10 protein-coding genes are annotated in these 14,901 nt (G+C 72.4%); 3 read left to right on the forward strand and 7 right to left on the reverse strand.

The features are described 5' to 3' along the window. Positions 1-354 precede the first annotated feature (354 nt). The 6 genes from ACQPXS_RS13015 to ACQPXS_RS13040 all read right to left on the reverse strand — a co-directional run bounded on the left by ACQPXS_RS13015 (position 355) and on the right by ACQPXS_RS13040 (position 8,341). A complete protein-coding gene (locus ACQPXS_RS13015; RefSeq protein WP_351803878.1) occupies positions 355-915 on the reverse strand; it encodes a hypothetical protein in 561 nt (186 codons plus the stop codon). Then, positions 900-2,033 (reverse strand): ParA family protein, encoded by a 1,134-nt coding sequence (locus tag ACQPXS_RS13020; protein ID WP_351803876.1) that lies wholly within the window; start codon positions 2,031-2,033, stop codon positions 900-902. Before ACQPXS_RS13020 ends, ACQPXS_RS13015 begins: the two co-directional genes overlap by 16 nt. 414 nt (positions 2,034-2,447) lie before the next feature. After that, the gene (ald, locus tag ACQPXS_RS13025; protein WP_351804478.1) at positions 2,448-3,563 is read right to left on the reverse strand and encodes an alanine dehydrogenase; all 1,116 of its coding nucleotides are present in this window, start codon (positions 3,561-3,563) and stop codon (positions 2,448-2,450) included. A gap of 145 nt (positions 3,564-3,708) precedes the next feature. Next, complete coding sequence (locus ACQPXS_RS13030; protein ID WP_433449333.1) at positions 3,709-5,775, reverse strand: tetratricopeptide repeat protein; 2,067 nt, start codon at positions 5,773-5,775, stop codon at positions 3,709-3,711. 206 nt (positions 5,776-5,981) lie between these two features. Further along, entirely contained in the window at positions 5,982-6,608 is a 627-nt protein-coding gene (locus ACQPXS_RS13035) for an NUDIX hydrolase (RefSeq protein WP_351803872.1), read from the reverse strand. A gap of 83 nt (positions 6,609-6,691) precedes the next feature. Continuing rightward, on the reverse strand, positions 6,692-8,341 hold the full coding sequence (locus ACQPXS_RS13040) for a CTP synthase (RefSeq protein ID WP_351803870.1): 1,650 nt from the start codon (positions 8,339-8,341) through the stop codon (positions 6,692-6,694). Positions 8,342-8,872: 531 nt separating this feature from the next. Between ACQPXS_RS13040 and ACQPXS_RS13045 the strand changes: the two genes are divergently transcribed. Genes ACQPXS_RS13045 through ACQPXS_RS13055 form a run of 3 tightly spaced genes read left to right on the forward strand, consistent with a single transcriptional unit; the run spans position 8,873 to position 13,762 of the window. Then, positions 8,873-10,675, forward strand: coding sequence for a glycoside hydrolase family 15 protein (locus tag ACQPXS_RS13045; protein WP_433455798.1), 1,803 nt, complete (start codon positions 8,873-8,875; stop codon positions 10,673-10,675). 49 nt (positions 10,676-10,724) lie between these two features. Beyond that, positions 10,725-12,071 carry an FAD-binding oxidoreductase gene (locus ACQPXS_RS13050; RefSeq protein ID WP_433449334.1) on the forward strand — a complete coding sequence of 449 codons (1,347 nt, stop codon included), beginning with the start codon at positions 10,725-10,727 and terminating at the stop codon, positions 12,069-12,071. A 44-nt stretch (positions 12,072-12,115) separates the two neighbouring features. Then, positions 12,116-13,762, forward strand: a complete 1,647-nt coding sequence (locus tag ACQPXS_RS13055; RefSeq protein WP_433449335.1) for a PucR family transcriptional regulator — start codon at positions 12,116-12,118, stop codon at positions 13,760-13,762. Here the strand turns inward: ACQPXS_RS13055 and ACQPXS_RS13060 are convergent. Continuing rightward, positions 13,759-14,895: a glycosyltransferase family 4 protein gene (locus tag ACQPXS_RS13060; protein WP_356314137.1), complete on the reverse strand. Its 1,137-nt coding sequence runs from the start codon at positions 14,893-14,895 to the stop codon at positions 13,759-13,761. The genes ACQPXS_RS13055 and ACQPXS_RS13060 overlap by 4 nt on opposite strands. Between the last annotated feature and the right edge of the window lie 6 nt (positions 14,896-14,901).

Below are 14,901 nucleotides of genomic sequence, written 5' to 3' on the forward strand. Positions count from 1 at the left end.
CGGCTCGGCAGTCACCAGCCCTTCTCGCTCGGCGGGCACTGGCCCCTCGGAGCCGCCACCCACGGGTACTTCCGCCCTGCCGACTGCGGGAGCTTCCGGCTCGGTGGTCGGTGGTTCTTCGGGCGGTGTGGGCGCCGGTGACTCGGGTGGGGTGGTTGCGGGTGTCTCTGCCGGGAGGCCTTCGTGCCCATCGGGCTGTGCCGGAGACTCGGACCCGGGCGCCGGATCGCTCTCCGGCGAGACCGGCGGAGCCACTCGGGGGACCCCTGGACCCCGCCCCAGCGCACGCCGACGGCCGGCGCCGGCGCCGGGGTGGGGAACGTCGTTCGAGGTCATGGCCCCCGCAGGCTACCCCTACCGCCCCCGCAGCCGGCGTACGAGGATGCTCGCGTCACCGCGGGACTCCAGGTCGGCCAGGACCACGGCCACCGCCTCGCGGACGATCCGCCCGCGGTCGACCGCGAGCCCGTGCTCACCGCGGAGCACCAGCCGGGCGTGCTCGAGATCCATCAGCTCCTCGGCCGACACATACACCGTGATCTTCTCGTCGTGCCGCTCGCGCCCGCTGGGCCGCCGCGTCGCCGCCCGCCCCCGCTTGCGCGGCGCCTCGGCGGCGGAGGGTGCGACAGAGCCGTCCGGCGCCGCCTGCCGACGCGCCGGGCGGGTGCGGGACTCGCCGGCCCCGTCCTGCTCGGCCTCCGCCGCGGCGTGCTCCGCTCCCTCGCCGTCACCGCCCTGGACCGGCACCGACTGCGGTGCGTCCTCGCCGGCGGCCGCGTCGTCGCTCTCCCCCGCGGGAGCCGGCACCCGGGCCTCACCGCCCGCCGCGCGCCGAGGAGTCGACGGCTGAAGCGCCGTCCCCCCTGTCGTACGGAAGAGTTCGTCGGCCCCGGGCAGACTCACTCGGCGTGACACCGGGCGAGCACCTCCCTGGCGAGCTGGCGATAGGCGGCGGCACCGACGGAGTTGGAGGCGTACGTGGTGATCGGCTCACCGGCGACTGTGGTCTCCGGGAAGCGGACCGTGCGGCCGATGACGGTGTGGTAGACGTGGTCGTCGAAGGCCTCGACCACACGCGCCAGCACCTCACGGCTGTGGACCGTGCGCGAGTCGTACATCGTGGCGAGGATGCCGTCCAGTTCGAGCTCGGGGTTGAGCCGCTCCTGGACCTTCTCGATCGTCTCGGTCAGCAGGGCCACACCGCGCAGGGCGAAGAACTCGCACTCCAGCGGCACGATCACCTTGTGAGCGGCCGTCAGGGCGTTGACGGTGAGCAGGCCGAGCGAGGGCTGGCAGTCGATCACGATGTAGTCGTAGTCGGGCATCAGCGGCTTCAGGGCACGCTGCAGCGTCGACTCGCGGGCGACCTCGGAGACCAGCTGGACCTCTGCGGCCGACAGGTCGATGTTGGAGGGCAGCAGGTCCATGTTGGGGACCGCGGTCTTCAGCAGGACCTCGTCCGCGGACATGCCCCGCTCCATGAGCAGGTTGTAGACCGTCAGATCGAGTTCCATCGGGTTGACGCCGAGTCCCACCGACAGCGCGCCCTGCGGGTCGAAGTCCACGAGCAGCACGCGCCGCCCGTACTCCGCGAGCGCGGCACCCAGGTTGATGGTCGACGTGGTCTTGCCGACGCCGCCCTTCTGGTTGCACATCGCGATGATCTTCGCGGGGCCGTGGTCGGTCAGCGGGCCCGGGATCGGGAAGTACGGCAGCGGGCGTCCGGTCGGACCGATGCGCTCGCGGCGCTGGCGGGCCGCGTCGGGCGCGAGCGTGGCCGCGTACTCCGGATCGGGCTCGTACTCGGCGTCGGGGTCGTAGAAGTGCCCCTCGGGCAGTTCGTCGTAGTCGGCGAAGTGGTTGTGGGGCGCGCCACTTCCGTCGCCGGCCATGGCGTTCACGTGATGGCCATCCATGCTCGGGTGTGCTGTCCCGGCCGCCTGCGGACCGGAACTCTGGTGGGCTGCGAAGGTGCGCACAGCTACGGAGCCGACAGCCTCGAATCCCGCGGGGCCCTGGCCCCGTGCAGGCATTCCTGGTTGACCACCCCCGGGAGAAAATGTCGACTCATTCACAAGTCGTCTTACCTCCTTGGTGACCAGGAAACTTCTAGACAAGGTCAGCGTGGCACCATGCCGACGGTTGGCGACTCTATGGCGTGTCGGCGGTCCGCAGCAACACAATCCGCCGGACCCGGCAGGATGTGTCGGCAATGAAACATCTCGCTGTCAAGGGCGTACGGCCGTCGCACAGCAGGTTTCACCGGTGTACGAATCGGTCGAAGAGTTGCGTTCGAGGCGAGTTGACCAAGAGTCGCCAAGTGACCATACACACATCCGGCCGGACCTTGTCGGGCAAGGTCCGGCCGGGTGCGCGCTATTGACGAGCCGTGTTGACGAATCGCCTTTTACGACCTGGTGACTTAGCGACTCAGCAGGTCACGGGGGTCAGCCGAGCAGGGTCTCCAGCTCGACGTGCTCCAGGCCGTGGGCCTCGGCGACCTCCTTGTAAACGACCTTGCCGTCATGGGTGTTGAGACCCTTGGCGAGCGCGGCGTCGCGGCGCAGCGCCTCGACCCAGCCGTTGTTGGCGAGGGAGACGATGTAGGGCAGCGTCGCGTTGGTGAGGGCGTTGGTGGAGGTGTTGGGCACCGCGCCGGGCATGTTGGCGACGCAGTAGAAGACCGAGTTGTGCACCTGGAAGGTCGGCTCGGCGTGCGTCGTCGGGTGAGAGTCCTCGAAGCAGCCGCCCTGGTCGATCGCGATGTCGACAAGGACACTTCCGGGCTTCATGCGGGCCACCAGCTCGTTGGTGACCAGCTTCGGGGCCTTGGCGCCCGGGATGAGGACCGCGCCGATGACGAGGTCGGCGTCGAGGACGGCCTTCTCCAGCTCGAAGGAGTTGGACATGATCGCCTTGACCTTCGTACCGAAGATCTTGTCGGCCTCGCGCAGCTTGTTGATGTCGCGGTCGAGCAAGGTCACGTCGAAGCCCATGCCGACGGCGACCTGGGTGGCGTTCCAGCCGGAGACGCCGCCGCCGATGACCACGGCCTTGGCCGGGGTCACACCGGGGACGCCGCCCGGCAGCACGCCACGGCCGCCGGCCGCGCGCATCAGGTGGTAGGCGCCGACCTGCGGGGCCAGCCGGCCCGCGACCTCGGACATGGGGGCGAGCAGCGGCAGCGCGCGGTTCGGCAGCTCGACGGTCTCGTAGGCGATGGCCGTGGTGCCGGACTCGATGAGCGCGTCCGTGCACTCCTTGGAGGCGGCCAGGTGCAGGTAGGTGAAGAGGATCTGGTCCTTGCGGAGACGGTGGTACTCCTCCGCGATGGGCTCCTTGACCTTCAGCAGCAGGTCGGCGGTGGCCCACACCTCGTCGGCGGTGTCGAGGATCGCGGCACCGGCGGAGACGTACTCCTCGTCCGTGATCGACGAGCCGAGGCCGGCGCCCCGCTCGACGACGACCTGGTGGCCGTTGCGCACCAGCTCGTGCACACCGGCGGGGGTGATGGCCACCCGGAACTCGTTGTTCTTGACCTCGCGGGGGATGCCGACCTTCACGTCGATCACGGTCCTTGGCTCAGAGGGTATGGGGGTGCTTCAAGACGTACCCAGACATGCAAGGGCATACCGGGAGACACCGCAGGAGAACGTGCGGCAGAGCCAGTTTAATGAAGGTGTTCCGAGTGTCTAGCCTTCCATTGCATCAATCTTCGCTGGATGTACTGCGGATTTCGCAGGCATCGGCGTCCTGTTTGGGGCTTGTCCCGTCCTCCGAGCCCTCCTCCTCCAGCATGCGCCCGGCCGCCGCGCGGTGCAGACGGGCGGCGGCGGGGTCGCCGAGATGGTCCAGCGTGTCGGCGAGCCGGAGCTGCAGCGCGGCCTGCAACCGGACGTCCTCGGCGCGCCGCGCCCACTCCACCGCCTCGAGGCAGGTGCGCAGCGACTCCTCGAACCGTCCCGCGTACTCCTGCACCCGGGCCAGCTCGCTCAACGCCCGCGCGTGGGCGGCGACATCACCGCCCCTGCGATAGCCGGCGACGGCGGCCCGCCAGTTCCGCAGGGCCTCGTCGTAGCGGCCCGCGTAGGTGTGGGCGGTGGCGATCCGGCCGTACAGCCGGGCGGCCTGCTCACGCTCGCCGCGCGCCAGCCGCTCGGCGAGGGCCCGGCCGAACCAGTCCGTGGCCCGCTCGTAGTCCCCGAGCTCCTGGTAGGCACCACCTACGGATTCCATTGCGCGGCCGGTCGCGTACGGGTCATTCGCTCTGCGTCCGGCGGACAGAGCCAACCGATACCGTGCCAGTGCGTCCTGGGTACGGCCGGTCTGCGCGTCCACGTCGCCCAGGTTCAGCAGGGCCGCGGCCTCCTCCCGGGCCAGTCCCCGCCGCTTGGCGACATCGAGGACCAGGCTGTGCACCTCGTACAGGTCGGGAGCGGCGGCCTGCGTGCCTTCGTGCGCCACCATGGCCCTGACCAGCTGGGACATCAGCCGCCGGGCGAGGGTGTCCAGCTCACCGTCGGCCACCGCCAGGCGTGCGCACGCCAGCAGCGCGGGGCGCCGGACGCGCAGCCAGTCGGCGGCCGCCCTGGGGTTGGGGAAGCGCACCTCGGGGGGCATCGCGCTCAGCTTCTCCCGGGCCTGCTGGCTGTCCGTCTCGGTGATCGCCCGGCACGACTGCAGCAGCCGCACCGTCCGCTCCAGCATCCGGGCGCGGGCCAGCTGCAGCTCCGCCGGCCGCTCCTGGCTCTCGGCGCAGGCCCGCAGCAGCGGGTGCAGACAGCCGGGGACGTCGTACTGGGGCAGCGGGGAGTCCACCGCGCGCAGCAGGCCGAGGGCGACGAGCTCGTCCAGGCCGGCGCGGGCGGCGCTCACCGAGCAGCCGGCGAGAGCCGAGGCGGTGTGCGGGTCGATCAGGCCGGCCGGGGCGAGGGAGAGCAGGCGCAGTATCCGGGCGGCCGGGCCGGGCAGGTCGCCGAGGACGTGCCGGAAGACCCGGGCGAGCGGGGTGCCCTCCGGGCCGTCTTCGGCGGCCGCGTGCAGCCGTTTGGCGAGGTCGGAGACGGCGGCCTTGGGGCGGGCGGCGAGCCAGCCGCCCGCCAGCACCAGCGCGGTCGGATGGCCCTGGCAGGCCTCCACCAGGCTCTCGGCGGAGCGCGGGTCGACGGTGATGCGCACGGTGCCGGTGTAGCGGGTGAGGAGTTCCACCGCCGACTTGGTGTCCAGGCCCCCCAGGGTGCAGGGGCGGACGTCCGCGATGCCGGTGAGGGGACCCGCGGAGACGGCCAGCACCAGGCAGTCCGGCGCCTCAGGGAGCAGCGCGTCGACCTGCTCGGCGCCGGCCGCGTCGTCCAGGAGCAGCAGGGCGCGCCGGCCGGCGAGGGCGGTGCGCAGCGCCTCGGTGAGGTCGTCCTCGGCGGCGCCGGCCGGGGCCGGGAGCTCCAGCGCGGCGAGCAGGTCACGGGCGGCGCGCCCGACGGGGAGGGGGGTGCCGTCGGGCTCGCTGAGCCGGGTCCGCAGCACTCCGTCGGGGTAACGGTCCTCGATCTGCCGGACGAGTTCCTCGGCCAGAGCGGTGCGGCCGGAGCCGGGGCGGCCCGCGATCAGCAGCACGCGCGCGCGTGGCGCCTTGCGGCCGGAGAGGGTGTCCAGTCCCGCGCGCTCGATGTCCGCGCGCAGCTCCTTCAACTCCCTTGTGCGGCCCAGGAAATGGTCGTGTGCGCCCTCGTGCGCCGACAGTCGCACGCCGCCTGTGTCCACCGCCTGATCCGTCACGGGCCACACTCCCGTCCCACCGCACACGCAAGCCCGCCGGATCTTCCGCTACGGGCGTGCAAGAGCCTAGTTCACGCTGTGCGAGGTGCCGTGAGGAGCGTGACGGCCAGGTCCCCTGATCGGATCAGGCGATCGTCACACCAGTACGCCGGTCGAGTCCGGTTCCAGGCTCCTGGTGCGGCTCAGGACCGGGCTGCGGGTGCGGGTCAGGACTGGAAGGGCCGGGCCGGCCATTGCGCGTCGGCCGGGCGGAGCGCGTCGAGGCCGTCGCCGCCGCGCGCGGCCACCAGGGAGAGGACGCCGACGACCAGGCAGTTGTTGTGCACATCGCCGGCCAGGATCCGGCGCACCAGCTCCTCGACGGGCACGCGCGCGTGCTCCATGTCGGTCTCCTCGTGCTCCGCCTCGAACCGCTCGCCCTCGGCCTCGGACAGGTCGCGGGCGAGGAAGATCCGTACGGCCTCGTCGCAGCCGCCGGGCGTGGTGTAGACGTCGGTCAGCACCCGCCAGTCCTCGGCCTTGACGTGCGCCTCCTCGTACAGCTCGCGCTGGGCGGCGTGCAGCGGGTTCTCGCCGGGCACGTCGAGCAGACCGGCCGGGATCTCCCACAGCTTGTGCCGCACCGGGTGGCGGTACTGGTTGATCAGCAGCACCCGGTCCTCCTCGTCCAGGGCGAGGACGGCGACCGAGCCGGGGTGGACCTGGTAGTCGCGGCGGGCCACCGATCCGTCGGGCATGACCACGTCGTCCGTGCGGACGGAGGTCTTGTTGCCCGTGAAGGGGGTCTCCGTCGCCCGGATCTCCCACTCCTCGGGGGTGTCCTTGATCGTCATGCCCTGTCCTTCCCCAAAACGCCAAGCGGCCGGGGCGCGATCGTTCTGAACCCGCGCGCCCCGGCCACCGTACAACCCTTGTGTTACTTCGAGATCTTCCGCTCGACCGCGGCCTTCACCAGGCCCGCGAACAGCGGGTGCGGACGCGTCGGCCGCGAGCGCAGCTCCGGGTGGGCCTGCGTGGCGACCAGGTAGGGGTGGACGTCACGCGGGTACTCCACGTACTCCACGAGCTTGCCGTCCGGCGAGGTGCCCGAGAAGAGGATGCCGGCCTTCTTCTCCAGCTCCGCGCGGTAGGCGTTGTTGACCTCGTAGCGGTGGCGGTGCCGCTCCTCGACGTACTCCTTGCCGTCGTACACCTCGCGCACGATCGAGCCCTCGGCCAGCTTCGCCGGGTACATGCCGAGGCGCATCGTCCCGCCCATGTCGCCCTCACCGGCGACGATGTCCAGCTGCTCGGCCATGGTGGAGATGACCGGGTGGCCGGTGGCCGGGTCGAACTCGGTGGAGTTGGCGTCCGGGATGTCGGCCAGGTTGCGCGCGGCCTCGATCACGATGCACTGCAGGCCGAGGCAGAGGCCGAGCAGCGGGATCCTGTTCTCGCGGGCGTACTTGATCGCGCCGACCTTGCCCTGCACACCGCGGTCGCCGAAGCCGCCCGGGATGCAGATGCCGTCGACGTCGGACAGCTGGGCCTTGGCCCCGGCCGGCGTCTTGCAGTCGTCCGAGGTGACCCACTTGATCTTCACACGCGCTCGGTTGGCGAAGCCGCCGGCGCGCAGCGCCTCGGTCACCGACAGATAGGCGTCGGGCAGGTCGATGTACTTGCCGACCAGCGCGAGGGTGATCTCGTGCTCGGGGTTGTGGACGCGGTCCAGCAGGTCGTCCCAGGTCGTCCAGTCGACGTCGCGGAACGGCAGGTCCAGCTTGCGCACGACGTAGGCGTCCAGGCCCTCGCCGTGCACGGTCTTCGGGATGTCGTAGATCGAGCGGGCGTCGGGGCAGGCGACCACGGCGGCCTCGTCGACGTCGCACATCAGCGAGATCTTCCGCTTGATCGCGGTCGGCACCTCGCGGTCGCAGCGCAGCACGATCGCGTCCGGCTGGATACCGATGTTGCGCAGCGCGGCGACGGAGTGCTGGGTCGGCTTGGTCTTCAGCTCGCCGGAGGGGCCGATGTACGGCAGCAGCGAGATGTGCACCACGAAGACGTTGTCCCGGCCGACCTCGTGGCGGACCTGGCGGACGGTCTCCAGGAACGGCAGCGACTCGATGTCGCCGACGGTGCCGCCGACCTCGGTGATGACGACGTCCACCTCGTCGGTGGCCATGCGCCGGATGCGGTGCTTGATCTCGTTGGTGATGTGCGGGATGACCTGCACCGTGTCGCCCAGGTACTCGCCGCGCCGCTCCTTGGCGATCACCGTGGAGTACACCTGGCCGGTGGTGACGTTGGCGGTGCCGTCCAGGTCCCGGTCGAGGAAGCGCTCGTAGTGGCCGATGTCCAGGTCGGTCTCGGCACCGTCGTTGGTGACGAACACCTCACCGTGCTGGAAGGGGTTCATCGTGCCCGGGTCGACGTTCAGGTACGGGTCGAGCTTCTGCATCACGACGCGCAGGCCCCGGGCCTTGAGCAGCATGCCCAGGCTGGAGGCGGTCAGGCCCTTGCCGAGCGAGGAGGCGACGCCCCCGGTGACGAAGATGTGCTTGGTCGTCGTGGATTTGGGCGGCATGGCCAAGAGGGGGCTCCCGTGGTCGCTGTCTGTGATGCGGTGCGGCTGCCGTCCCGGATGTCTCCGGAGGTGCCGTCGCTGCGGTTCGGGGGTTTCGGGCCCACCGGTCCACGGGCTACCAGGGTATCAGCGCCTGGCGCGGATGGCTTCCGGCCACGCTCTGCGCTCGCCTGGGCACGGGGCGATCCGCCACACTGGGCACAGGCACGCAAACGTCACATGGTCATCACCCGCTGCTCACCCGTTCGGCCCACACAGGTTGCCCGGAGCGGCGCGCAGATCATCTACGTGCGTCGTATCCTGCTCGGACACTCGCTGCCGAGCCCGGCCGGAACGACGGCACACCCCCGCCACCATCACCCCGGAACAACGTGAGCGCGGCAGTTCGTTGAGCAAAGACTGTCGTATTGCCTCAGGGCTCGGCGGGCTGCTTTGCTTCACCGCTCAACGACGCATAACAACGACCCCTTGACCGCACTAGCGACAGCCCCCCTGCGCGGGGGTGACGTGGCCGTTCGACTGGAGTTGCACGTGGCCGGGCGCATCGAAGACTACGCACTCATCGGAGACATGCAGACCGCAGCCCTGGTCTGCCGGGATGGCACGGTGGACTGGCTGTGCCTGCCCCGCTTCGACTCGCATGCCATCTTCGCCGGCCTGCTGGGCACCGAGGAGCACGGCTTCTGGCGGCTCGGACCGGCCCACGCCGCCGACTGTCCGCCGCCCACGGCCGCCCGGCGGAGCTACCGGGGCGACTCGCTGGTCCTGGAGTCGGAGTGGGACACCCCGCGCGGCACGGTCCGCGTGACCGATTTCATGCCCCCGCGTGAGGGCGCGCCCCAGCTGATCCGGATCGTGGAGGGCGTCACCGGCCGGGTGCCGATGCGCTCCGCGCTGCGGATGCGGTTCTCCTACGGCCGGGTCATCCCCTGGGTGCACAAGCACGAGGGCCGTACGGTGGCGGTCGCCGGACCGGACTCGGTGTGGTTCGACACGGAGGCCGAGACCTACGGGAAGTCGCTGACGACGTACGCGGACTTCACGGTCGCCCCGGGTGACCGGATCGCCTTCACCATCTCGTGGCAGCCCTCGCACAAGGAGCCGCCGTCGCTGCCGGAGCCCGAGGCCTCGCTGGAGGCGACGGAGGAGTTCTGGCGCGAGTGGGTCGAGCACTGCACGTACCACGGGCCGTACCGGGAGGCGGTGATCCGCTCGCTGATCACCCTGAAGGCCCTGACGTACGCCCCCACGGGCGGCATCGTCGCGGCCCCGACGACCTCGCTCCCGGAGGACATCGGCGGGGTCCGCAACTGGGACTACCGCTACACCTGGCTGCGCGACGCCGCGATCACCCTGTCCTCCCTCCTGCGCACCGGCTACCGCGAGGAGGCCCGCGCCTGGCGCGAGTGGCTGCTGCGCGCGGTCGCGGGCGACCCGGACAACCTGCAGATCATGTACGGCATCGCCGGCGAGCGCGAGCTGGGCGAGGCCGAGCTGGACTGGCTGCCGGGCTACGAGCACTCGGCCCCGGTCCGGGTGGGCAACGGCGCCGCGCACCAGCTCCAGCTGGACGTGTACGGCGAGGTCACCGAGGCCCTGCACCTGGCGCACATGACGGGCCTGGCCCGCAACGACTACGCCGCCCTGCTCCAGCTCAAGCTGATCCGCTACCTGGAGGACCACTGGCAGGAGCCGGACGAGGGCATCTGGGAGGTGCGCGGCCCGCGCCGGCACTTCGTGCACTCCAAGGTGATGGCCTGGGTCGCGGTCGACCGCACCATCAAGCTGATCGAGTCCGGGGACGCGGACGGCCCGCTGGAGCGCTGGAAGGAACTGCGCGACGACATCCACCGGGACGTCTGCGAAAAGGGCTACGACAAGGAGCGCAACACCTTCACCCAGTCCTACGGCTCCCAGGAGCTGGACGCCTCGCTGCTGCTGATCCCGCAGATGGGCTTCCTGCCGCCGGACGACAAGCGGGTGATCGGCACGATCGAGGCGATCCAGCGCGAGCTGTCCACCCCGGACGGGTTCATCCTGCGCTATCCGACGGAGGGCGCCCACGCGGGCGTCGACGGCCTCCCGGGCGACGAGGGCGCCTTCCTGGCCTGCTCGTTCTGGATGGCGGACGACCTGGCGATGATCGGCCGGGTCGACGAGGCCCGCAAGCTGTTCGAGAGGCTCCTCGCGCTGCGCAACGACCTCGGCCTGCTCGCCGAGGAATGGGACCCGCGCCTGCAGCGGCAGGTGGGCAACTTCCCGCAGGCGTTCAGCCATGTGCCTCTGATCGATACGGCCCTGCGGCTGACGGCTTCGGGGGCGTACGGGGGCTGAGCGGCCCGCCTAGGCTGGAAGGCGGCACCCTGCCGGAAAGGGGGCTGCCATGGCTGTCCGTTCCAAGGCCCACTCCGCCCTCGCCGCGCTCCGCGAGGATCTGGCCGGCGACGTGTTCGCGCCGGGGGACCCGGGCTACGACGAGGCCCGGGCCGTCTTCGACGCGATGACCGACCGGCGGCCTGCCGTGATCGCCCGGTGCGCGAACGCGGCCGACGTCGTCCGAGCCGTGCGCTTCGCGCGCGACCTGGACCTGCACATCGCCGTCCGCGGCGGCGGGCACGGGCTGGTGGGGGCCCGGGTCGACGGTGCGCTCGTCGTGGATCTGCGCCGAATGCGCGAGGTGACCGTCGACCCGGCGGCCGAGGCGGTCCGGGTCGAGGGCGGGGCCACGACGGGCCACCTGGACCGGGCCACCCAGGCGTACGGCCTCGCGACCCCCGGCGCCCGGACTCCGGCCACCGGGGTCGGCGGATTCGTCCTCGGCGGCGGCACCGGCCGGCTGGACCGTGCCTTCGGCCTCGCCGTGGACAACCTCATCGGCGTGGAGCTGGTGACCGCCGACGCCGAGCGGGTGCACGCCAGCGCCGACGAGAACCCGGAGCTGTTCTGGGCGCTGCACGGCGGGGGCGGCAACTTCGGCATCGCCACCGCGCTCACCCTGGAACTGCACGAGCTGCCGGAGTTCTCGGTCGCGCTGCTGCTGTTCCTGCCGGAGTTCGGCCCCGACGTGATCCGCACCTTCCGCGAGATCATCCGTACCGGTCCCGACGAGGTGAGCGGCGCGGTGATGTACCTGGCGCTGGACACGGTGCTGTGCGGCGCGCTGCTGACGTACGTCGGCGGCGAGAGCGGGCTGCGCAAGCTCGCCGAGCCGCTGCTGGCGCTGCCGCACGAGACGCAGGCCGTCGGCGCCCTGCCGTACGCGGATGCGCAGGGCCTGCTGGAGCCCTTGACCGGCCTCCGCACCCACTGGTCGGCCGAGTGCCTGACGGAGCTGCCCGAGGAGCTGGTGGACCGCTTCTGGGCCCGCGCGGACGGCATGCCCGTGGCGCACGGCAGCCGGCACGTGATCTTCCCGCTGGGCGGCGCGATCGCCGCCGGGCCCGGTGCGTACCCGGTGCCGTACCGGGACGCGTCCTGGATGGTGCACCCCTGCGCCTCCTGGGCGGACCCGGCCGACGACGAGCGGGCCATGGCCTGGGTACGGGACGCGTGCGCCGACGTACGGCCCTGGAGCACCGGTGCCGTCTGCCTCGACCTCGTCGGCGACGAGGGCCCCGAGCGCGTCCGGGCGGGCCTGGGCGCCGGGAATCTGCTGCGGCTGGAGAAGGTGAAGCGGCGCTACGACCCCGACAACGTCTTCCGCTTCAACCACAACATCAAGCCCGTCTGACCGGGAGCTGTCCCGAGGGCGTTTACGCAGGTAGCGTCCGCTGCATGGACAGCCGCACGGACAACCGATTCGACACCCAGGGCGCCGGGATCACCGTTCGGCGGGCGCTGGAACTGCCGGGGCTGCGCAGCGGGCTGCCGGAGATCCTGGCGGGTGCCGACCGGCTGGGTCGCACGGTGCGCTGGGTGCACGCGGGCGAGGTGCCCAACATCGCCTCGCTGCTCAAGGGCGGCGAGCTGCTGCTCACCACCGGCTACGGCCTCGGCACGCGTCCGGCCGAGCAGCGGGCGTTCGTGCGCACCCTCGCCGACCGCGGGATCGCCGCCCTGGTGGTGGAGCTGGGCCCGCGCTTCAGCCGGCTGCCCGCGGCCCTGGTGGACACCGCGCGCGCCGCCGGGCTGCCGCTGGTCCAGCTGCACCGCGAGGTGCCGTTCGTGACGGTGACGGAGGAGATCCACACCGAGATCGTCAACGGCCACTACGCCCTGCTCCAGCGCGCCGAGGAGGTGCACCGCCGCTGCACCGAGGCGCTGCTGGGCGGCGGCGGGGTGCCGCAGGTGCTGGGCATCCTGGCGGACTTCAGCGGCAACCCGGTGTTCCTGGAGACGGCCGACGGCCGGCTGCTGTACGCCGCCGGGGAGGGGCCCGAGGGCGCGGACCCGCTCCAGGTGTGGGAGGGGCTGCGCGGCCCGCACAAGGACGTGCCGCCGCCCGCCGGTTCGGTGCTGGTGGACGTGCCCGGCGGCGGCCCCGGTACGGCGGGCTCGGTGCGCGCCCGCCTGGTCCTGCTGCCGGTCCGCGCGCCGCTGGCCCCGGTGCACCGGATCGCCGCCGAGCGGGCCGCGGGCATCCTGGCGGTGGTGCTGATGCAGGCCCGGCAGGAGGAGGAGCTGGCGGCGCGCGGGCGCGGTGACTTCCTCACCGATCTCGCCGAGGGCCGGATCACCGCGGAGGACGCCCCGGCGCAGGCCCGGGTCCTCGGCTTCAAGCCCGGCGACAGCCCCCTGCTGCCCGTGGTGATGCGGATCGGGGACAGCCTCTCCCCCGGCGGTGGCTGGGCGGTGCTGGCGCGGGCGGTCTCCGAGGAGCTGGCCGCGGTGGGCGTGCCGGTGCTGCTGGGCGTGCGGCCGGTGGAGGGCCGGGTGCTGGTGCTGCTGGGCTTGCGCTCGGAGTCGGAGCGCTCGGCCGTCGCGGACCGGGTGGCGGCCGCGCTGCGGGCGGGCGTGGAGCGGGCCGGGATGCGCCGGCCGGCCTCGCCGCCGCCGGTCGTGGTGGTCGGTGTGGCGGGCGGCTGGGCGGCCGCCTCCGCGGGGCTGCGGCACGCGGCGGAGACGGCGACGGCCGCGCAGGGCCTGACCGACCGGCCCTGGTACGACGCCCGCCGCCTGGACATCGACCTGCTGCTGTGGCGGCTGCGCGACCACCCGGACCTCGCCGCGTTCGTGGACCGGGCGATCGGCCCGCTGCGCGAGCACGACAACCGGTCCAAGCCGCCGCTGCTGCCGACCCTGCAGACCTATCTGGCGCACGCCGGCCGCAAGGCGGAGACGGCCCGCGAACTGCACCTGAACCGGCAGACCCTGTACAACCGGCTCGCCCGCATCGGGGAGTTGCTGGGCACCGACCTCGACGACCCGCAGACGGTACTGGCGTTGAGCCTGGCCCTGCGGGCCCGCAGACACGTGCCCTAGGCGAGCGGCCGGGGCTGGGTCAACTCGTCGTAGACGCTCAGCACTTGGGCGACCGTCTCGTCCTCGGTCGGCCAGCTCGCGGCCTGCCGCGCCCCGCGCTCACGCAGCTCCTCCCGGCGCCCGGGGTCCGCGAGCAGCCGTACGACGGTGGACGCGAGTGCCTCCGGGTCGCCGTACGGGACGAGTTCGGCCGCGTCGCCGACGAGGTCGGGGATGCCGCCGACCCGGGTCGCGACGAGGGGCACGCGCGCGTGCAGGGCCTCCTGGGCGAGCACGGACCGTGACTCCCAACTGCTCGTCAGCAGCGCCAGATCGGCGGCGGCGAGCAGCTCGGGCACGTCCTCGCGGGTGCCGATGAGCCGCACCGGCAGCTCCTCGTCCTCGATCCGCCGCTGCAGCGCCGCCCGCAACGGCCCCTCCCCGGCGATGACGACCAGCGGCACGGGGTCCAGGTCCCGCCAGGCGCGGGCCGCGTCGAGCAGGAGGTCGTAGCCGCGGTGCCGGTCGAGGGAGCCGACCGCGATGAGCAACGGGCGGCCGATGGCGCCGAGTTCGGCCCGGGCCTTGGGGCGCAGCCGGTCGGGGTCGTCGAGGACGACCGGCCGCCGCTGCCCCGGCAGGCCGACGGCGGCGAGCCGGGCGTCCCGCGCCCCCGTGTCCCGGGCCCGGTCAACGAGGTCGGAGCTGGTACCGAGGACCACGGCCGCCGTCCGCACCACCCGCCGCTCCAGCAGCCGCAGCAGATGCGCCCGCGGACCCTCCGCCCGGGCCCGGTTGTGCCAGGTGACCACCAGCGGGGTGGACCGGCCGCTGAGCGCGAGGACGGCCCGGAAGGAGGCGTGCAGCCCGTGCGCGTGCACCAGGTCAGCGTTGGCGCAGGCGGTCCGCAGCGCGGCCACGGCGACGGGGTCGCTGCTGCGCGGCACGTGCACGTGATCGGCTCCGGCGCCGGTGAAGTCGTAGGCGCGGTCGGCCTCGACGGGGGCGCACACCGTGACCCGTACGCCCCTCGCGACGAGCCCCTCGGCCAGCGAGCGCACGTGCGCGCTGCTGCCGGCGTTGCCCCCGCCCAGCACCTGCACGGTGCGCAGCGGCGACTGGCCGTGCGGTGCGTTGCTGCTCAGGGGGCTCACGGGGCC

Source organism: Streptomyces sp. CA-142005, assembly GCF_050942335.1.
GTDB lineage: Bacteria > Actinomycetota > Actinomycetes > Streptomycetales > Streptomycetaceae > Streptomyces.